At 43.8% G+C, this 18,326-nt stretch carries 17 protein-coding genes; 12 read left to right on the top strand and 5 right to left on the bottom strand.

All coding sequences use genetic code 11. The features are described from left to right. The first annotated feature begins 30 nt into the window (after positions 1–30). Positions 31–1,878 carry an ABC transporter ATP-binding protein gene (locus OCV70_RS04810; RefSeq protein ID WP_334292262.1) on the top strand — a complete coding sequence of 616 codons (1,848 nt, stop codon included), beginning with the start codon at positions 31–33 and terminating at the stop codon, positions 1,876–1,878. Positions 1,879–1,994: 116 nt separating this feature from the next. Here the strand turns inward: OCV70_RS04810 and OCV70_RS04805 are convergent, their stop codons facing one another. The 3 genes from OCV70_RS04805 to ilvB form a co-directional block, all read right to left on the bottom strand. Continuing rightward, a complete protein-coding gene (locus tag OCV70_RS04805) occupies positions 1,995–2,909 on the bottom strand; it encodes a DMT family transporter (RefSeq protein WP_173765339.1) in 915 nt (304 codons plus the stop codon). Positions 2,910–3,010: 101 nt separating this feature from the next. Beyond that, positions 3,011–3,523 carry an acetolactate synthase small subunit gene (gene ilvN, locus OCV70_RS04800; protein ID WP_021925604.1) on the bottom strand — a complete coding sequence of 171 codons (513 nt, stop codon included), beginning with the start codon at positions 3,521–3,523 and terminating at the stop codon, positions 3,011–3,013. A 99-nt stretch (positions 3,524–3,622) separates the two neighbouring features. Continuing rightward, positions 3,623–5,341: a biosynthetic-type acetolactate synthase large subunit gene (gene ilvB / locus OCV70_RS04795; protein ID WP_173765163.1), complete on the bottom strand. Its 1,719-nt coding sequence runs from the start codon at positions 5,339–5,341 to the stop codon at positions 3,623–3,625. Between the two features lie 260 nt (positions 5,342–5,601). Here ilvB and OCV70_RS04790 point away from each other — a divergent pair, with 260 nt between their 5' ends. Then, positions 5,602–6,762: an AI-2E family transporter gene (locus OCV70_RS04790; RefSeq protein WP_262579297.1), complete on the top strand. Its 1,161-nt coding sequence runs from the start codon at positions 5,602–5,604 to the stop codon at positions 6,760–6,762. Between the two features lie 127 nt (positions 6,763–6,889). Here the strand turns inward: OCV70_RS04790 and OCV70_RS04785 are convergent, their stop codons facing one another. Then, complete coding sequence (locus OCV70_RS04785) at positions 6,890–8,125, bottom strand: argininosuccinate synthase (protein ID WP_117853168.1); 1,236 nt, start codon at positions 8,123–8,125, stop codon at positions 6,890–6,892. A 331-nt stretch (positions 8,126–8,456) separates the two neighbouring features. Here OCV70_RS04785 and argC point away from each other — a divergent pair, with 331 nt between their 5' ends. The 4 genes from argC to OCV70_RS04765 all read left to right on the top strand — a co-directional run bounded on the left by argC (position 8,457) and on the right by OCV70_RS04765 (position 12,911). Continuing rightward, the gene (argC, locus tag OCV70_RS04780) at positions 8,457–9,497 is read left to right on the top strand and encodes an N-acetyl-gamma-glutamyl-phosphate reductase (RefSeq protein ID WP_021925601.1); all 1,041 of its coding nucleotides are present in this window, start codon (positions 8,457–8,459) and stop codon (positions 9,495–9,497) included. Between the two features lie 99 nt (positions 9,498–9,596). Then, positions 9,597–10,820: a bifunctional glutamate N-acetyltransferase/amino-acid acetyltransferase ArgJ gene (gene argJ, locus OCV70_RS04775; RefSeq protein ID WP_262579296.1), complete on the top strand. Its 1,224-nt coding sequence runs from the start codon at positions 9,597–9,599 to the stop codon at positions 10,818–10,820. 17 nt (positions 10,821–10,837) lie between these two features. Continuing rightward, positions 10,838–11,734, top strand: a complete 897-nt coding sequence (gene argB, locus OCV70_RS04770; RefSeq protein ID WP_262579295.1) for an acetylglutamate kinase — start codon at positions 10,838–10,840, stop codon at positions 11,732–11,734. Beyond that, a complete protein-coding gene (locus tag OCV70_RS04765) occupies positions 11,721–12,911 on the top strand; it encodes an aspartate aminotransferase family protein (protein ID WP_262579294.1) in 1,191 nt (396 codons plus the stop codon). Before argB ends, OCV70_RS04765 begins: the two co-directional genes overlap by 14 nt. 122 nt (positions 12,912–13,033) lie before the next feature. Here OCV70_RS04765 and OCV70_RS04760 read toward each other — a convergent pair whose 3' ends face one another. Beyond that, positions 13,034–13,363 carry a DUF1292 domain-containing protein gene (locus tag OCV70_RS04760; protein WP_262579292.1) on the bottom strand — a complete coding sequence of 110 codons (330 nt, stop codon included), beginning with the start codon at positions 13,361–13,363 and terminating at the stop codon, positions 13,034–13,036. A gap of 315 nt (positions 13,364–13,678) precedes the next feature. Between OCV70_RS04760 and OCV70_RS04755 the strand changes: the two genes are divergently transcribed. The 6 genes from OCV70_RS04755 (at position 13,679) to OCV70_RS04730 (ending at position 18,317) form a co-directional block, all read left to right on the top strand. Continuing rightward, positions 13,679–13,894: a helix-turn-helix transcriptional regulator gene (locus OCV70_RS04755; protein WP_117853345.1), complete on the top strand. Its 216-nt coding sequence runs from the start codon at positions 13,679–13,681 to the stop codon at positions 13,892–13,894. Continuing rightward, on the top strand, positions 13,887–14,690 hold the full coding sequence (locus OCV70_RS04750) for a DUF3169 family protein (RefSeq protein WP_021925595.1): 804 nt from the start codon (positions 13,887–13,889) through the stop codon (positions 14,688–14,690). Before OCV70_RS04755 ends, OCV70_RS04750 begins: the two co-directional genes overlap by 8 nt. 157 nt (positions 14,691–14,847) lie before the next feature. Then, positions 14,848–15,282, top strand: coding sequence for a DMT family transporter (locus OCV70_RS04745; protein ID WP_021925594.1), 435 nt, complete (start codon positions 14,848–14,850; stop codon positions 15,280–15,282). A 146-nt stretch (positions 15,283–15,428) separates the two neighbouring features. Further along, the gene (locus tag OCV70_RS04740; RefSeq protein WP_243000252.1) at positions 15,429–16,184 is read left to right on the top strand and encodes a helix-hairpin-helix domain-containing protein; all 756 of its coding nucleotides are present in this window, start codon (positions 15,429–15,431) and stop codon (positions 16,182–16,184) included. A 12-nt stretch (positions 16,185–16,196) separates the two neighbouring features. Further along, on the top strand, positions 16,197–16,886 hold the full coding sequence (locus OCV70_RS04735; protein WP_021925592.1) for a response regulator transcription factor: 690 nt from the start codon (positions 16,197–16,199) through the stop codon (positions 16,884–16,886). 3 nt (positions 16,887–16,889) lie between these two features. After that, positions 16,890–18,317 (top strand): sensor histidine kinase, encoded by a 1,428-nt coding sequence (locus OCV70_RS04730; protein ID WP_117853175.1) that lies wholly within the window; start codon positions 16,890–16,892, stop codon positions 18,315–18,317. The last annotated feature ends 9 nt before the right edge of the window (positions 18,318–18,326 follow it).

Below are 18,326 nucleotides of genomic sequence, written 5' to 3'. Positions count from 1 at the left end.
AGGGGAGGCGCTGCTTTTCGTTCCGGTCCTATGGTAGAGAATCCAGGCAAAATGCTGAAAAGGCTATTGGCATATATTGTTAAAAATTACAGAATCCATATTATTCTTGTAGTGATTGGAATTGTAGTCAGCGTTCTTGCCAATGTACAGGGTACTATGTTTACCAAGACTTTGATTGACCAGTACATTTTGCCTCTTCTGAAATCAGAGACACCGGATTTCCACCCTCTGGCTATGGCAATCCTGCGAGTTGCCTGCTTTTATGCCATTGGTGTAGGCTGCACCTATACATATAACCGGCTGATGATTTATGTCAGTCAGGGAACTCTGCGCAATCTTAGAAATGAGATGTTTGAGCGTATGGAGACCCTGCCGGTTAAATATTTTGATACGCATGCACACGGTGATATCATGTCCATTTATACAAATGATATTGACACCCTGCGTCAGATGATCAGTCAGAGTATTCCACAGCTGATTTCCAGTGTGATTACCATTGTCAGCGTTTTGGTAAGTATGATTATTCTGAATGTACCTCTTACCATTGTGACATTGTTTATGGTTGGGGTTATGCTGGTTGCCAGCAAAAATCTTGCCGGTCTTAGTGGTAAGTACTTTATGGAACAGCAGAAGAACCTTGGTATTGTAAACGGATATATTGAGGAGATGATGGAGGGCCAGAAGGTTGTTAAGGTTTTCTGCCATGAGGAGGAGAGTCTTAGTAAATTTAATGAACTGAATGACCAACTGTTTGAGAGTGCGAACAATGCCAATAAATTTGCCAATGTTCTGATGCCTACCTGTGCACAGATCGGAAATATCAGCTATGTACTTTGTGCAATTGTCGGCGGCGTTCTGGCAGTAAACGGAATCGGTGGATTTACACTTGGCGGTCTGGCAAGCTTCCTCACCTTTAATAAGAGCTTCAGTCAGCCGATCAATCAGGTGAGCCAGCAATTTAACAGCATTGTTATGGCTCTTGCCGGTGCCAAGCGTATTTTTGATCTTCTTGATGAGAAGCCGGAGGTTGATGAGGGATATGTAACTCTGGTAAATGTGAAGGAAGAGAATGGAAAGCTTGTGGAGTCTCAGAAGCGCACCGGACGCTGGGCATGGAAGCATTATCACAAAGCTACAGGAACAACTGATTATATCGAGCTGAAGGGCGATATTGTTCTTGATGGCGTAGATTTTGGTTATCGTGATGATAAGATCGTGCTTCACGATGTGCGGATGTATGCGAAGCCGGGACAGAAGATTGCATTTGTAGGTTCTACCGGAGCCGGAAAAACAACTATCACGAATCTTTTGAACCGTTTCTATGATATTCAGGATGGCAAGATTCGATATGATGGAATTAATATCAATAAGATTAAAAAAGGTGATCTGAGACGCTCCATGGGAATCGTTCTTCAGGATACCAATCTGTTTACCACAACTGTTATGGAGAATATCCGTTATGGTAAGTTGGATGCCACAGACGAGGAAGTAATTGCAGCAGCCAGACTGGCTAACGCAGATGGATTTATCCGCAGGCTGCCGGATGGCTATCAGACTATGCTGCGCAATAATGGAGCCAATTTAAGTCAGGGTCAGAGACAGCTTCTGGCAATTGCCAGAGCAGCAGTTGCAGATCCTCCCGTACTGATTCTGGATGAGGCTACCAGTTCCATTGATACCCGTACTGAGAAGCTGGTACAGGACGGTATGGATAAGCTGATGGAGGGCAGAACTACATTTGCAATTGCACATAGATTATCTACTGTCAGAAACAGTGACTGCATTATGGTTCTGGAGCAGGGGCGTGTAATTGAGAGAGGATCTCATGACGAACTGATTGCTCAGAAGGGCAAATATTATCAGCTGTATAATGGCTGATATGCCAGGAAAATAAAGACTGATAACAAAAACAGGAAGAGCCATTCTCTATATTAACAATAGAGAGCGGTTCTTCCTGTTTTTTATAGAATGATACGCTGTCAGCTGAAAATGCTTTATGCTTCTTTTGGATTTTTCTGAGGCAGCTGTGCCAACACGATTGCGCAGAACATGATTATACAGCCAATGATTTCTTTTACACTTAATTTCTGTCCCAGGAGAATCCAGCCGGCAAGAACAGAAATACAGGACTCAAGGCTTAAAATCAGAGAAGCTACTGTAGGGTTCATGTTCTTTTGCCCTATAATCTGGAGGGTATAGGCAACTCCGCAGGACATAACACCTGCATACAGGATGGAACCCCATGCACCCTTGAACGCAGAAAGCTGTGGATGTTCAAAAATCAGTGCCGGTATTGCAGTGAGAATTCCGCAAACCAGAAACTGAATACAGGACATTTTCACTCCGTCTACATGAGGGGAAAAATAGTCAATTACCAGAATATGCAGGGAAAAAAGAAATGCACAGATCAGTACCAGGATATCTCCTTTACCGATAGAAAAGCCATCTGTAATGCAAAGAAGATAAAGCCCTATAAGTGCCAGAATAATTGCCATCCAGATAAACGGGCTGCATTTTTTTTTCATAAAAAGACCAAGGATTGGTACGATTACAATATAGCAGGCTGTGATAAAGCCGGCCTTTCCAACAGAAGTATAGGAAATTCCAACCTGTTGAAAGTTAGATGCAAGACACAGGCAAATGCCGCAGGAAACACCTCCAAGAATCAAAGTGCGGTTGCGGGAAAAAATATTGCCTTCAGATGCGGAAGAGCTGCTTACAGCCTTGCCGGATGGATTTAGTCTGCCAAGGAGAAGGATTACCGGAACCAGCACAAGCGAGCCAATCAGGTTTCGTGTGGCATTAAAGGTAAATGCTCCGACTGCGTCACCGCCTTCACTTTGGGCAACAAATGAAATTCCCCAGATGGTAGCAGTAAGCAGGAGAAGCAGTGAGTTTTTCAATGGTATTTGCTGTTTTTTCATAATAAATAATCACTCCTGTAAAATACGGTTTTTGACATATAAATCCCCTCCCGTCAAGGAGGGGTTTTTATTGCAGATCAATTTTATTATCGCTCCATCATACTGATAGATTCGATTCCAACGCTTCCGCCGCGGACTACCTCGATTCGGCCGAATTCTTCTTTGATCAGCTTGACAACTGCGTCATTTTTGGTAGCGGTCTGTACAAATTCCAGAAGCAGACTGTCTTTACCGTAATCAATGACTCTTGCTTTAAAGGTTTCTGCAATTTGGAAAAGCTCCACTTTATCTTCTGAAGAGCAATTGAACACTTTAATGTAAAGGATTTCTTTCATTCGCACGAAGGTGTTAGTGAAATCAATGACCTTAATAACCTCTACCATACGGTTTAACTGTTTTTTGATCTGTTCAAAGGTCTCATCATCACTTACCGTAGCAATTGTCATTCTGGAAACGGTTGGATCTTCTGTAGTACCTACTGTGAGACTGTCCAGATTGTAGCATTTACCGGAGAAAAGACCGGAAATTTTGGACAATACACCAACCTGATTCTCTACATAGAGAGAAATCCATCTTTTTTTCATTCCTTTATCCGCCATAGAAGATACCTCCTGAATATTTGTGTTTAAATGCGTAACTGTTCAGTATTTGCTGAATAGTTACTTAAATGCTTTAATATTGTAATTTCTTCTGTAGGATCAGCAATCCATGATCAGATCTTCCAGAGTTCCACCTGGCTTTATCATAGGATAAACCATTTCTTCCGGATCAATTACAAATTCAATCAGAGTAGGAACCTTGGTATTCTTCTTTGCTTCCTCAAACGCTGCAGCCACTTCTGTTTTGTTGAAAACACGGATGCCCTTAGCACCATAGCTCTCTGCCAGCTTTACAAAATCCGGTGTATATTCAGGATATTCTTCTCCGTTGGTACGCCGTGAAAGGGCACCGGAACGAAGGTTGGTCATACTGTAGCGTTTGCCGTAGAAAAGCTTCTGCCACTGGCGTACCATACCCAGATATTCGTTATTGAATACGCAAAGGATCAGAGGAAGCTCTTCCAGAACGGCTGTGGCAAATTCCTGAATATTCATCTGCATGCCGCCATCGCCTGAGATGACAATAACAGGTTTGTCAGGGTTGCCGATTTTGGCACCAACACCGCCAGGAAAACCGTATCCCATAGTTCCAAGACCGCCGGACATGATCAGCTGCTTGCCTGGAGTAATCTGGGCATACTGGGAAACCAGCATCTGATGCTGACCTACATCAGTTACAATGATTGCTTCCTCAAACTGCTGGTTAATTTCATTTATAATATCAACCGGACTTAACCGGTCATTAGGACGCATTGCAAGGGGATGCTCCTGCTTCCAGCCGCTAATTTCATTGAGCCATTTTTGGCTGGTATAATTTTCTACATATTCGGAAGCTTTTGTAAGGGCTTCTCTGGCATCTGCAACAATGGGAATATCCACATGGATATTACGGGAAATAGAAGCTGTATCAATATCAATATGGATAATCTGGGCATTCGGAGCAAACTCATGGAGCTTGCCTGTGATACGGTCATTAAAACGTGTTCCGATGGAAAATAAAACGTCACAGTTGCTCACTGCCATATTGGCCGCGTAGGCACCGTGCATGCCAAGGTTTCCAATAAAAAGCGGGTGATTGGTAGGGATGGCACCTCGTCCCATAACGGTGGTAACTACCGGAACTCCGGTTTTCTCTACAACCTCAAGGAAAACATCATTTGCACGGGAAATATTGATACCTCCGCCGGCAAGGAAAAGAGGCTTCTTTGCCTTGGCCAGGGTTTTAAGTGCTCGCTTGAGCTGTCCGATGTGAACACTGATATTAGGCTTATAGCCGCGGATATTAACATTCTTAGGGTACTCCGGGCTGCCAAGCTCAGCCATAACATCCTTGGGCAGGTCGATCAGAACCGGTCCCGGACGTCCTGTGCGGGCAATATAAAAGGCTTCTTTGATGATACGTCCCAGATCCTCGCGGTTACGGACGGTAACTCCGTATTTGGTGATGCTCCTTGTAATTCCCACAATGTCAACCTCCTGGAAAGCGTCATTTCCAATCAGATGACGGGCAACCTGTCCTGTGAAACATACAAGCGGAACACTGTCATAATTTGCAGTGGCAAGTCCTGTGACAAGATTCGTGGCACCGGGACCGCTTGTAACAAGACAAACGCCAACCTTGCCTGTAGTACGGGCATAAGCATCTGCTGCGTGCACCAGTGCCTGTTCATGGCGGGGAAGGATTACTGTAATATCGTCCTGTTTATATAGTTCGTCGCTGATATCAATGGTGCATGCTCCGGGATAGCCGAAAATATATTCTACACCTTCTTCTTTCAGTGCCTTTACCAGCAATTTATTGCCTGATATCTGTTTCATTTGGTGATGCTACCTCCTTCTTGCCAGAAATTGAAGCAACTGGCTTATTATTATAAAAAAAATACGCTCGTAAGAGCGTTATTGTCTTCATGAATTATTATACATTTTATAAAAGAAAGTGTCAATAAATCCGAGAAAATATACAGAGTTGGAGAAAAAAATATGGTGAGAAAAAGGGATGGCAACTGGTAAAAATGCAGATTTTGTGATAAGATAGACAGAACAAAATCTTTTTGAAGATAAAAGAAAGGCGGTAGATCGTGGAACTGAATAAAGAGAACATGAGAAAGATACGGTGGCTGATTGCATTTGCTGTGCTTCTTTATCTGGGGATACAGAATCTTGCTGTGGTTCTGAAATATGTAAAGCTTTTGTGGGGGCTGCTTCTGCCTTTTGTGTTGGGAGGAGCTATGGCATTTGTATTGAACGTGCCTATGTCTTTTATAGAACGACATCTTTTCGGGAAAGTAAGAGAAAAGAACAATAAAGCAGGGAAAGCTGCTTCGAAGCTTGCAAGACCTGTAAGTCTGGTACTTTCCATTGTATTTGTGATTTTGCTGATACTGATCGTGGTGCTGGTTGTAGCCCCTGAGCTTGGTACAACCTTAGTAAGCGTAGTGAAGAAGGTGGAGGAAGATATTCCTCTTGCCCAGAAGTGGATTACAGATACCTTCAATGGAGATTCTGAAATCGTAAAATGGGCATCAGCCATTGAAATTGATCCGCAGAAGATCCTTGATTCTATAGTGAGTGTGCTGAAAAACGGAGCCGATAATCTGGTATCCTCCACCATAACTGTAACTATGGGAATTGTAAGTATGGCAGTGAATTTTGCAATTGGATTTGTGTTTGCCTGCTATGTGCTTCTGCAGAAAGAAAAGCTTGGAAAACAGGTTCTGAAAGCTACATATGCTATTTTGCCGGTAAAAGTAGTGGAATATCAAAGCCATGTGTGTACACTGGCAAGTAAAATATTTGCAAGCTTTATTACAGGGCAATGTATTGAGGCAGTCATTCTGGGAAGCATGTTCTTTGTAACCATGACCATCGGCAGATTTCCGTATGCAATGCTCATCGGGGTACTGATCAGTTTTACTGCACTGATTCCTGTGTTCGGAGGAATTATCGGCTGCTGGGTGGGCTTCTTCCTGATCCTTATGGTAAGTCCGCTGAAGGCGTTCATGTTTCTGGGCTTGTTTGTGATCCTGCAGCAGATTGAAGGCAATCTTATTTATCCTCATGTGGTCGGGAATTCCGTAGGACTTCCGGCTATCTGGGTATTGATGGCGGTGACGCTTGGCGGAAATCTTATGGGAATCGTGGGAATGCTGATTTTTATTCCATTGGTTTCCGTATTATATACTCTGTTTCGTGAATGGGTATATGCAAGATTAGATAAGAAAAAAGTGAAGATTTCCTAGAAAACATTTCATGATCAGAAAGAATGAGGACAGGCACTGCTCAATTGAAAAAGTTTACATAAAAATATCACCGGGAGAAATCCGAACCTCCCGGTGATATTTTTATGCTTTTTATTTTTTATGAAGATCAGTCGTTGGTCTGTTTCTGGCTTTCAACTTCAGCGAGCTTCATTGCACGAACCTTCAGCGGCAGACCGAACAGAGTGATAAATCCGTCTGCGTCGTGGTGATCATACATATCACCAGTTGTGAAGGAAGCAAGAGACTCATTGTAAAGGCTGTATGGAGAAGTTGTTCCGGCTTTGATGATGTTGCCCTTGTAAAGCTTGAATTTCACTTCACCAGTTACATATTTCTGTGTGGACTCTACGAATGCCTGGATTGCCTCACGAAGAGGTGTGAACCATTTTCCTTCGTAAACAACCTGTGCAAACTGGCTGCCAAGTTTCTTCTTGGTCTCAAGAGTCTCACGGTCAAGGATCAGTTCTTCAAGCTGCTCATGCGCTGCCATCAGGATGGTTCCGCCAGGAGTCTCATAAACACCACGGGATTTCATGCCGACAACACGGTTCTCTACGATATCGATGATTCCGATTCCGTTCTCTCCGCCGATCTTGTTCAGCTCGGTGATGATCTCGGAAACCTTCATTGCTTTTCCGTTTAAGGTTTTCGGAACACCAGCTTCGAAAGTCATAGTGATCTCAGTTTCTTTATCTGGAGCTTTCTGAGGAGTTACGCTGAGAACTAACATATCGTCGTAGTTCGGAGCCTGTGACGGATCCTCAAGCTCAAGTCCCTCATGGCTGATGTGCCACAGGTTACGGTCACGGCTGTAGCTGTGCTTAGCATCAAATGGAAGGTTGATGCCGTGTGCCTGGCAGAATGCGATCTCATCTTCACGGGACTGCATGGTCCATACATCTGTCATACGCCATGGAGCGATGATCTTAATGTCCGGAGCAAGAGCCTTGATTCCAAGCTCGAAACGGATCTGGTCGTTTCCTTTACCGGTAGCGCCGTGGCAGATTGCAACTGCGTTCTCTTTTCTTGCAATCTCAACCAGCTTCTTAGCGATAGCCGGACGAGCCATGGATGTTCCAAGAAGATATTTGTGCTCGTATACAGCGCCTGCCTCTACGCATGGCATAATATAGTTGTCGCAGAAATCATCTACGATGTCTTCAATATATAATTTGGAAGCGCCGGAAAGTTTGGCTCTCTCTTCAAGACCGTCCAGCTCATTTCCCTGTCCGCAGTTTACGCAGCAGCAAACTACATCATAATCAAATGTTTCTTTCAGCCACGGAATCAGTGCTGTGGTATCAAGTCCGCCTGAATATGCAAGTACAACTTTTTCTTTCATAATATTTACCTCTTTTCTCTTATCCCTCTGAAACAGATAGGGTTATAATTCGTATTAAATTTTGAATAAATATTCATTGTGATAACGGCTCTTACTTGCCGATTGCTATCAACAAAGAATAATATACAACAATACTCATAAATATGCAATAGGAAATTTAAGAAAATTTTAAAAAATCTTTGCATAAAAATACATCATTTAATAGGTAAACACGCAATAAACTGCACAAAAAAGTTGACAGAAGCGTAAAAATAAAGAAAAAATCACTATTGCATAATATGCAGAGAAGATGTATAATTTATTCAACGTTGCAAATACGGAGGATAATGAAATGATTAAAGCTGGAATTATTGGAGCAACCGGATACGCCGGAAACGAAATTGCGCGCCTTCTTCTTGGACATAAAGAGGTAGAAGTAGCATGGTATGGCTCCAGAAGTTATATTGATAAAAAATATGCAGGAATCTATCAGAACTTTTTTAAACTGGTAGATGCCAAATGTATGGATGATAATATGGAAGCTCTTGCGGATGAGGTAGATGTGATTTTTACTGCAACACCGCAGGGATTGTGTGCATCTCTTGTAAATGAGGGAATCCTTTCCAGAGCAAAAGTGATCGACTTAAGTGCGGATTTCCGTATTAAGGATGTAAAGAAATATGAGAAATGGTACGGAATCGAGCACAAATCCCCACAGTTTATTGATGAGGCTGTTTACGGACTTTGCGAGATCAACCGTGAGGACATCAAAAAAGCCCGCCTGATCGCTAACCCGGGATGCTATCCAACCTGCTCTACACTGTCTATTTACCCGCTTTTAAAAGCAGGAATGATCGATCCGAACACCATCATTATTGATGCGAAATCCGGAACAACAGGTGCGGGAAGAGGTGCCAAGGTAGATAATCTTTACTGCGAAGTAAATGAGAATATCAAGGCCTACGGCGTTGCCACACACAGACATACACCGGAGATCGAGGACCAGTTAGGCTATGCATGCGGACAGGAAGTAACCATCAATTTTACCCCTCATCTTGTTCCAATGAACAGAGGAATTCTGGTAACTGCATACGCTTCTTTGACCAAGGATGTTACCTATGAAGAAGTAAAAGCAGCTTATGATGCATGCTATGAGAACGAGACATTTGTACGTGTTCTTGATAAAGATGTATGCCCGCAGACCAAATGGGTGGAAGGCAGCAACTACGTGGATGTGAACTTCAAGATCGACCCGAGAACACACAGGATCATCATGATGGGTGCTATTGACAACCTGGTAAAAGGTGCTGCAGGCCAGGCTGTCCAGAATATGAACCTGATGTTTGGATTTAATGAGGCAGAGGGCTTATTACAGGTTCCGATGTATCCGTAATAGAGAAATCAGAGACGAGTATATTGAATCTTATAGAGCTGTTTTTGCAGAAATAAAGATGATAAATTTGCCCAAAAAGGGCAAAGGAGGAGCAGTATTATGGAAATAATTACAGGCGGTGTTACCGCTGCCAAAGGCTTCAAGGCAGCAGCAACAGCAGCAGAAATCAAATACAAAGGCCGTACAGATATGGCTATGGTTTACAGCGAAGTTCCATGTGTGGCAGCTGGTACTTTTACTACAAATGTGGTGAAGGCAGCTCCGGTAAAATGGGATCAGGATGTGGTTTATAATCACCCGGCAGCACAGGCTGTGATCTGCAACAGCGGTATTGCAAATGCATGTACAGGTGCGGAAGGATATGGCTACTGCAAGGCAACTGCAGATGCAGCTGCTGAGATTCTTGTAATCCCGGCAGACAGTGTTCTGGTTGCATCCACAGGTGTTATCGGAATGCAGATTCCCATTGACCGAATTGTAAATGGCGTTAAGGCAATGGCACCGAAGCTGGACGGTTCCCTGGAGGCAGGAACAGAGGCTGCCAAGGCGATCATGACCACTGATACAGTAAAAAAGGAAGTAGCCGTGCAGATTGAAATCGGCGGAAAAACCGTTACCGTAGGCGGTATGTGCAAGGGTTCCGGAATGATCCATCCGAACATGTGCACTATGCTTGGATTTGTCACAACCGACGCTGCAATCTCCAAAGAAATGCTTCAGAAAGCATTAAGTGCCAACATCAAAGATACCTTTAACATGGTTTCCGTTGATGGAGATACTTCCACAAATGATACCGTTCTGCTTCTTGCAAACGGCATGGCAGGCAACCCGGAAATCACAGAAGAGGGCGCTGATTTTGATAAATTTATGGAAGCTCTGAACTATATCAACACTTGTCTTTCCAAGAAAATCGCAGGTGACGGAGAGGGAGCAACCGCACTTTTTGAGGTGAAGATTCTTGGCGCAAAGACCAAAGAAGACGCAGTTACCCTGAGCAAATCTGTAGTAACTTCTTCCCTGACAAAGGCTGCGATTTATGGCCATGATGCAAACTGGGGACGTATTTTGTGTGCAATGGGATACTCCGGAGTACAGTTTGATCCGGAGAAGGTTGACCTATATTTTGAGAGCCGGGCAGGCAAATTAAAGATCATTGAGAACGGTGTTTCCACAGGATATGATGAGGCTGAAGCGACCAAAATCCTTTCTGAGGATGAGGTAACCGCAATCGCAGATATGAAAATGGGAGATGCCACAGCCACTGCATGGGGCTGCGATCTTACCTATGATTATGTAAAGATCAACGCAGATTATCGTTCATAAAAAAGAGGGAAAGAAAGATGGTAAATCAGAAATATCTGGACAAGGCAGAGGTGCTGATCGAGGCACTTCCTTATATACAGCGTTTTAACCGTAAAATCGTAGTAGTAAAATATGGCGGAAGCGCTATGCTGGATGAAGAACTGAAGGCAAACGTGATCAAGGACGTCGTTCTTCTGAAGCTGGTTGGCTTCAAGCCGATCATTGTACATGGCGGCGGCAAGGAAATCAGCAAATGGGTTGGAAAGGTTGGCATGGAAGCCAAGTTCATCAACGGACTTCGCGTAACCGATGCCCAGACCATGGAGATTGCAGAAATGGTTCTTGCAAAGGTCAACAAAGAGCTGGTTACTCATGTGGAATCCCTTGGCGTACAGGCTGTTGGTATCAGCGGAAAAGACGGCGGACTGCTGAAATGCAAGAAGAAATATTCAGGTGGAGAGGACATTGGATTTGTTGGAGATATCACAAGTGTAAACCCGAAAATCCTGTACGATTTGCTGGAAAAAGACTTCCTTCCGATCGTTTTCCCAATTGGATTTGACGATAATTATGACAGTTACAATATCAATGCAGATGATGCTGCATGTGCCATTGCAGAGGCTGTTCACGCAGAAAAACTCGCATTTCTTTCCGATATCGAAGGCGTTTACAAGGACAAAGATGATTCGTCATCCCTGATTTCTGAGCTTCATATTCAGGAAGCAAGGAAGCTGATTGAGGACGGTTTTGTAGGCGGCGGAATGATTCCGAAACTGAACAACTGTATCGAGGCAATCGAGCATGGAGTTAACCGGGTTCATATTCTTGACGGAAGAATTCCTCACAGTTTACTGCTGGAAATCTTCACAAACAAAGGTATTGGAACCGCTATTTTAAGAGAGGACGGAGAGAAATATTACCATGAACATGAATAATCAGATGGAAGAATCAGAAGCTAGTATTCTTCACACATATAATCGTTTTCCAGTTGTATTTGACCATGGAGAAGGAGTACATTTGTACGATTCCGAGGGCAAAAAATACCTGGATTTTGCAGCTGGAATTGCTGTAAATTCCCTTGGATATCACTATCCTGGATATGACGAAGCACTGAAAGAACAGATCGATAGGCTGACTCATATTTCCAATTTATATTACAATGAGCCTATGACTGAGGCTGGTGCCAAGCTTGTAAATGCAAGCCGTATGGATAAGGCTTTTTTCACAAACAGCGGTACAGAGGCCATTGAGGGAGCTTTAAAAGCTGCAAAGAAGTACGCATATATCCGTGACGGCCATGCAGATCATGAGATCATTGCCATGAATCATTCTTTCCATGGAAGATCCATCGGCGCGCTTTCTGTTACTGGAAATGCCCATTACCGTGAGCCGTTTGAGCCTTTAATGGGCGGCGTTAAGTTCGCTGATTTTAATGACTTGGACAGCGTAAAAGCACAGATCACAGACAAAACCTGTGCCATTATTATGGAAACGGTACAGGGAGAAGGCGGCATTTATCCGGCAGAAAGAGAGTTCTTGGAGGGAGTTCGTGCCCTGTGTGATGAGAAGGATATTATCCTTATTCTGGATGAAATTCAGTGCGGAATGGGACGTACCGGATACTATTTTGCATGGCAGGCATACGGTGTTCAGCCGGATATTATGACCTGTGCAAAAGCACTTGGATGCGGTGTTCCGGTGGGTGCTTTTGTGCTGAATAAGAAGGTGGCACAGGCTTCCCTGAAGCCGGGAGACCACGGTACAACTTACGGCGGAAATCCATTTGCATGCGCTGCAGTAAGCAAGGTTTTCGACATTTATGAGAGGGATATGATCCTGACTCATGTACAGGAACTGACCCCATACCTGGAGAAAAAACTGGATGAGCTTGTGGCAAAGCATGAGTGCGCAGCTGCAAGAAGAGGCATGGGATTCATGCAGGGAATTGTGATCCAGGGACGTCCGGTTGGGGAGGTTGTAAAGAAGGCTCTGGAGAAGAAGCTTCTGGTTATTTCTGCTGGAAGCGATGTGCTTCGTATTGTGCCTCCTCTTGTGATCACAAAGGCAGATATTGATGAGATGGCAGAGATTCTGGATGAGTGTCTGGCATAAATTACAGTAAAAATTTGGCACAGAAGTTCTTCTTGGCCAATGAAAAAAGATACTCTGAAAGCATGTTTTTGATGTGCTTTCGGGGTATCTTTTTTGTCTGAAAAGACCCGGGTTCGATAGTCTTATTCTTCTGCGAAGTCGAATTCGTCTTTGAATTTCTCTTTGAAAATATCAAAAACGGCGGAGAGAATATCGTCATCATCAACAAAAACGTAGCTCTCTGCTTCGTCATTTCTACCTTCCTCGACCTGAAGGATCAGAACTTCCTCATCCTCGTTTTCCTCTTCACCTTCCACGTCCTCGATTGGCGGGAGAAGAACTGCGTAGCGCTTTCCTTCATAATCAATCTGATCCAGAAATTCAAAGTCCATGTCTTCTCCGTTCTCGTCAGTGAGAGTGATGATCTCAATTTCCTCTTCAACTGGTGTGCTCTTGTTCATTTCGTCAGCCATATCTTTTCTCCTTTCGTGATGAATGTCCGTACGTTCGACAGTCATCTGATGTTGGACTTATTATACCAACTGATGGGCGGATTGGATAGGTGGAAAATATAGAAATTTCTATGAAATTTTGTGCAGGAGGTATAAATTTTCAGACAAGGAATTATTTTGGAAAAATACAGTTGACAAGTAAAGTTGTCAATGCTACAATAGCAACAATATGAAATGACAAATATACTTGTCAAAATGACAAAGAAACAAGTCATTCTTATGCGCAGCTTACACGAAAGAGAAATCTGCCATCCACGGCAGAAGAAAGGAAAAGAAATGGCACTGGAGAACCGTTTGAAGGAATACCGGGCGCGGCTGGGAATCAATCAGGCTGATATGGGGAAGCTTGCAGGAGTATCCAGACAGACCATCAGTCTTATTGAGCGCGGGGATTACTCGCCGTCAGTAACCCTGGCTCTGAAGCTGGCAAAGATCTGCCGGGTGACAGTGGAAGATATTTTTATTTATGCGGAGGATGAAGAAGATGAATAAGGGAAAATCTAAGAAGAAAATGAATTCATATTTAAAGATGATACTGCTCATGGCAGCAGGCGGTGTTGTCGGAGGAATTGTTGGTTTTGTTACAGCGTTTAGCGGAGAGGATTATATAGCAGTTATCGGGCATGGAATGGATGCTTTTCTTTTTGCGGTACGTGATCATGCATTAATGCTGGAATGTATTTGCGGTGCAATCTGTCTTGTGATCTGCGAGACCAATTATGGGAAGATGAAGAGAATGGGAAAACAGATGCAGGATGCTGGGGACGATGAATATCATGAACTGCAGTATCGCATTGAGGTGTCCTCCAGCTGGGGTATGATTGCAAGTACAGTGGGAACCGTTCTTATGATGCTGATTATTTCACCAGGATATTCTATGAAATATATTGAAAGCCAGAGCACAGGTGAGACATGGATGTTTTTAGCAGAAATCGTCGTGTTTTTGGGACTGGTCGGATATTTTAGTTTGTGGCAGGTTCGCTATGTAAAGCTGGTCCAGAGACTTTATCCGGAGAAGAAAGGCGACCCTACTTCTATGAAATTTCAGGAGCAGTGGCTCGCAAGCTGTGACGAAGCGGAGAAGGAAGAAATCTACGAAGCAAGCTATAAGACTTACCTGCTGACTGGAAAAGTACTTCCTGTCTGCACATTGGTGGCTATGCTGCTTCATATGGTATGGAATACAGGAGTTCTCGCTATTATCATCCCAGCTTTTCTCTGGATCTTATCGTCATCTAATTATTGTCACTGCTGTGTTACGAAAAAAAGTGAAAAACTTGCGAAGTGAATGAATCTTTGAAAAATACATATAATACTATTGTGGAGGTGCCGGAAGAGCACCTCCTTTTCTTCCAAAGAAAGGGAGCATCTTTGGGGAAAACGGCAGAATGTTAATTGAATCAAAGAAAGAATCTGGAAGTATAGGACGCTTATGGAGGTATTATATGTGGGGAATTCTTGTGGCATTGATATCTGGTGCATTGATGAGCATTCAGGGAGTATTTAATACGGAAGTGACCAAGCAGACCAGCTTGTGGGTGTCTACCGGATGGGTGCAGCTGTCTGCATTTGCGGTCTGTGTGCTGGCATGGATCTTTACAGGAAGGGACAGCATTGCAGCCCTGTGGCAGGTGGAGAATAAATATACCCTGCTTGGAGGTGTGATCGGTGCCTTTATCACCATTACAGTGATCCAGAGTATGGGAAGCTTAGGCCCTGCCAGAGCAGCCATGCTGATCGTCATTTCCCAGCTGGCAGTGGCTTATGTAATAGAATTATTTGGCTTATTCGGAGTAGAAAAAGTGGATTTTGAGTGGCGCAGACTGCTTGGCATGGCCATTGCAATTGTAGGAATTGTCATATTTAAATGGGAGAAATAATGATAAAAAGGATATGAGTGTCAAAAAAATAAAAGGTTGATAAAATTTAGAAATGGTATTGTAAAAAATGTAAAGTTTCGTTAAAATAGATGAGGTAAAGCATGAGTGGCGGGGAACCTTGACAAAAAGCGGAAAGGGGAACCGACATGGAAAGAAAAAAGAAGCTTATATGTGGAATCCGGATAGCTTTATTTGCAGTCTTGGCGGCAGTATGTATGACAGGATGTACGAGCCGCGAGGATGTTTTTCTGGAAGAAATTGCAGGTGATACAGATCGTATCGAAGGTACAGAGAATGCCAAAGCCACAGGCAGCACTGGGGAAAAACAGACGGACCCCGGAGAACTTGATAATCCGGTTTCAGGAGATGACGTTCCTCTGATGACACAGATTCCACAGACCATATTTGTAGATGTATGCGGAGCGGTTGCAAATCCAGGAGTATATGAGCTGGATGAAGGAAGCCGTATTTTTCAGGCGGTAGATGCAGCCGGAGGGTATTTGCCTGAGGCAGCACAGAACTATCTGAACAGAGCCAGAAGCCTTACGGATGGGCAGCAGATTTATGTTCCCACAGAGGAAGAAATTGCAGAGAATCTGGAAGCACTTGCCTCAAAAGTACCGGAAGCACTGCAAAGCGGTGCGTCAGAGGACACTGGCAGAGAAGGAAATTCAGAAGACAGCTTGGCAGAAGGGGTTGGAAGTAATTCCGGCATTAATCTGAATACTGCAGATGCTGCGCAGCTTTGTACCCTGAGCGGAATTGGTCAGTCCAAGGCAGAAGCTATTATTGCATACAGAGAAGAACATGGAGGATTCGCCTCCATAGAAGAAATTATGAATGTAGAAGGTATCAAAGAAGGTACCTTTTCTAAAATAAAAGATAAGATATCAGTTGGATAAGGGAGAGTCTGAATGAGCAGGAAAGTTTTGGTAGTAGATGATGAGAAACTGATCGTAAAGGGAATCCGATTCAGCCTGGAGCAGGATGGAATGGAAGTTGACTGTGCCTATGACGGTGAGGAAGCCCTTGAGATGGCGAAGGAGAAGAAATACGATATTATTCTCCTTGACCTTATGCTTCCCAAGATGGATGGCTTTGAGGTTTGCCAGCAGATCAGGGAATTTTCAAATGTTCCCATTGTAATGCTTACAGCCAAGGGAGAAGACATGGACAAGATCCTTGGTCTTGAATATGGTGCGGATGATTATATCACCAAACCGTTTAATATCCTTGAGGTAAAAGCAAGAATCAAAGCGATTATGCGCCGTGCAGGCAGCAATCAGGAAGAGAAAGAGAAGGCCAAGACCATCGAGGCAGGAGACCTGAAGATGGACTGCGAGAGCCGCCGGGTATTTATTGCAGGCAAGGAGATTAATCTGACTGCCAAGGAATTCGATGTGCTGGAGCTTCTGGTGTTTAACCCAAACAAGGTATACAGCCGTGAGAACCTGCTTAACATCGTATGGGGATATGAGTATCCTGGTGATGTCCGTACTGTGGATGTACATATCCGTCGCTTAAGAGAAAAGATTGAGGCGAATCCCAGTGAGCCGAAATATGTACACACCAAATGGGGTGTGGGATATTATTTCCAGGCGTAAGAGATGCCAGAGAAAAAGAAACCAAGCTTCTTAAAAAGTCTGCGTTTCCGTATTCTGATCATTCTGGTCATTCTGGGAATCGTACCAAGTGTCATAGTTGCCAATGTAATGGTAGCTGCTTACGAGAATAAGGCAGTAGCTGTGCGCAAGCAGACCGTTGAGAAGCAGTGTGACATTCTGTGCAACCTGTTAATTAAAGAAAATTATATGAATGACTCCAGCTCGCAGGATGTGAACAGCAAGCTGGAGTTGTTGTCTAATGTATATGATGGCAGAATTCTGCTGGTTGACAGGGACTACAGGATTATCAAGGATACTTATGGCGTAGATGAAGGCAAGACACTGATCTCCAGTATGGTGATCAAGTGCTTCAAAGGCGAGGAAGCCAGCCGCTATAACAACAAAACACAGAAAATTGAGATGGCGATTCCGGTGAAGAGTCCGGAGGTGAAGCAGCTTCAGGGAGCTATGCTGATCAGCTTTTCTTCCAATGAGATTGCTGAGAATATTCAGGAACTGGAGCAGAAGAGCATTCTGATCACAGGAATTATCATTGTGCTTGCTGCGCTTCTTGGATATGTGCTTTCCACTGTACTTGTGAAGCCATTTGCAAGAGTTACCAAATCCATCGAGGATCTGACAGACGGTTATCAGAATGAGGAGATTTCCGTTCCGGATTATACAGAGACGGCGTTGATTACTGACGCATTTAATAAGATGCTTTCCCGTATGAAGACACTGGATGAATCCAGAAATGAATTTGTATCCAATGTGTCCCATGAGCTGAAGACGCCGCTTACTTCCATGAAGGTGCTTGCGGATTCCCTTGTAGGCCAGGAGGGAGTACCGGAAGAGCTTTATCAGGAGTTCATGAGCGACATTACAGCTGAGATCGACCGTGAGAATAAGATCATTACCGATCTTCTTTCCCTGGTGAAGCTGGATAAGAAGGCTGCTGACCTAAATGTAGAGCATCTGAATATCAATCAGCTTCTTGAGGACATTCTGAAAAGACTTCGTCCAATTGCAGATAAGCGGCACATTGATCTGATCCTGGACAGCTTCCGTCCTGTGGAGGCAGATGTGGATGAGGTGAAGTTTACCCTTGCAATCAGCAATTTAGTAGAAAACGGTATCAAATACAATGTAGATGACGGATGGGTGCGCGTGACTCTGGATGCAGACCACAAGTATTTTTATGTGAAGGTTGCAGATTCCGGCATGGGAATTCCAGAGGAATCCATTGGAAGGATCTTTGAGAGATTCTACCGTGTGGACAAATCTCATTCCAAGGAAATCGGCGGTACAGGGCTTGGACTTGCCATTACCAGAAGTGCGGTGACCAAGCATCACGGCAACATTCAGGTTGAGAGTAAGGAAGGAGAGGGAACTACCTTCACCGTCCGCATTCCATTATCTTATATTCCGTAGGAGGTGCCG

Source organism: Blautia acetigignens (assembly GCF_025566865.1).
Classification (GTDB): Bacteria; Bacillota; Clostridia; order Lachnospirales; family Lachnospiraceae; genus Blautia_A; species Blautia_A acetigignens.
This window is presented reverse-complemented; position numbering and strand designations above follow the sequence as displayed.

Bases quoted from the DNA above. Each gene is read 5' to 3' on its own strand.
- argC (WP_021925601.1), top strand. From the start codon at position 8,457: ATGATTAAAGCTGGAATTATTGGAGCAACCGGATACGCCGGAAACGAA.
- OCV70_RS04785 (WP_117853168.1), bottom strand. From the start codon at position 8,125: ATGAAAGAAAAAGTTGTACTTGCATATTCAGGCGGACTTGATACCACA.
- OCV70_RS04765 (WP_262579294.1), top strand. From the start codon at position 11,721: ATGAACATGAATAATCAGATGGAAGAATCAGAAGCTAGTATTCTTCAC.
- OCV70_RS04760 (WP_262579292.1), bottom strand. From the start codon at position 13,363: ATGGCTGACGAAATGAACAAGAGCACACCAGTTGAAGAGGAAATTGAG.
- OCV70_RS04740 (WP_243000252.1), top strand. From the start codon at position 15,429: ATGGAAAGAAAAAAGAAGCTTATATGTGGAATCCGGATAGCTTTATTT.
- argB (WP_262579295.1), top strand. From the start codon at position 10,838: ATGGTAAATCAGAAATATCTGGACAAGGCAGAGGTGCTGATCGAGGCA.
- ilvB (WP_173765163.1), bottom strand. From the start codon at position 5,341: ATGAAACAGATATCAGGCAATAAATTGCTGGTAAAGGCACTGAAAGAA.
- OCV70_RS04810 (WP_334292262.1), top strand. From the start codon at position 31: ATGGTAGAGAATCCAGGCAAAATGCTGAAAAGGCTATTGGCATATATT.
- OCV70_RS04730 (WP_117853175.1), top strand. From the start codon at position 16,890: ATGCCAGAGAAAAAGAAACCAAGCTTCTTAAAAAGTCTGCGTTTCCGT.
- ilvN (WP_021925604.1), bottom strand. From the start codon at position 3,523: ATGGCGGATAAAGGAATGAAAAAAAGATGGATTTCTCTCTATGTAGAG.
- OCV70_RS04750 (WP_021925595.1), top strand. From the start codon at position 13,887: ATGAATAAGGGAAAATCTAAGAAGAAAATGAATTCATATTTAAAGATG.
- OCV70_RS04745 (WP_021925594.1), top strand. From the start codon at position 14,848: ATGTGGGGAATTCTTGTGGCATTGATATCTGGTGCATTGATGAGCATT.
- argJ (WP_262579296.1), top strand. From the start codon at position 9,597: ATGGAAATAATTACAGGCGGTGTTACCGCTGCCAAAGGCTTCAAGGCA.
- OCV70_RS04755 (WP_117853345.1), top strand. From the start codon at position 13,679: ATGGCACTGGAGAACCGTTTGAAGGAATACCGGGCGCGGCTGGGAATC.
- OCV70_RS04735 (WP_021925592.1), top strand. From the start codon at position 16,197: ATGAGCAGGAAAGTTTTGGTAGTAGATGATGAGAAACTGATCGTAAAG.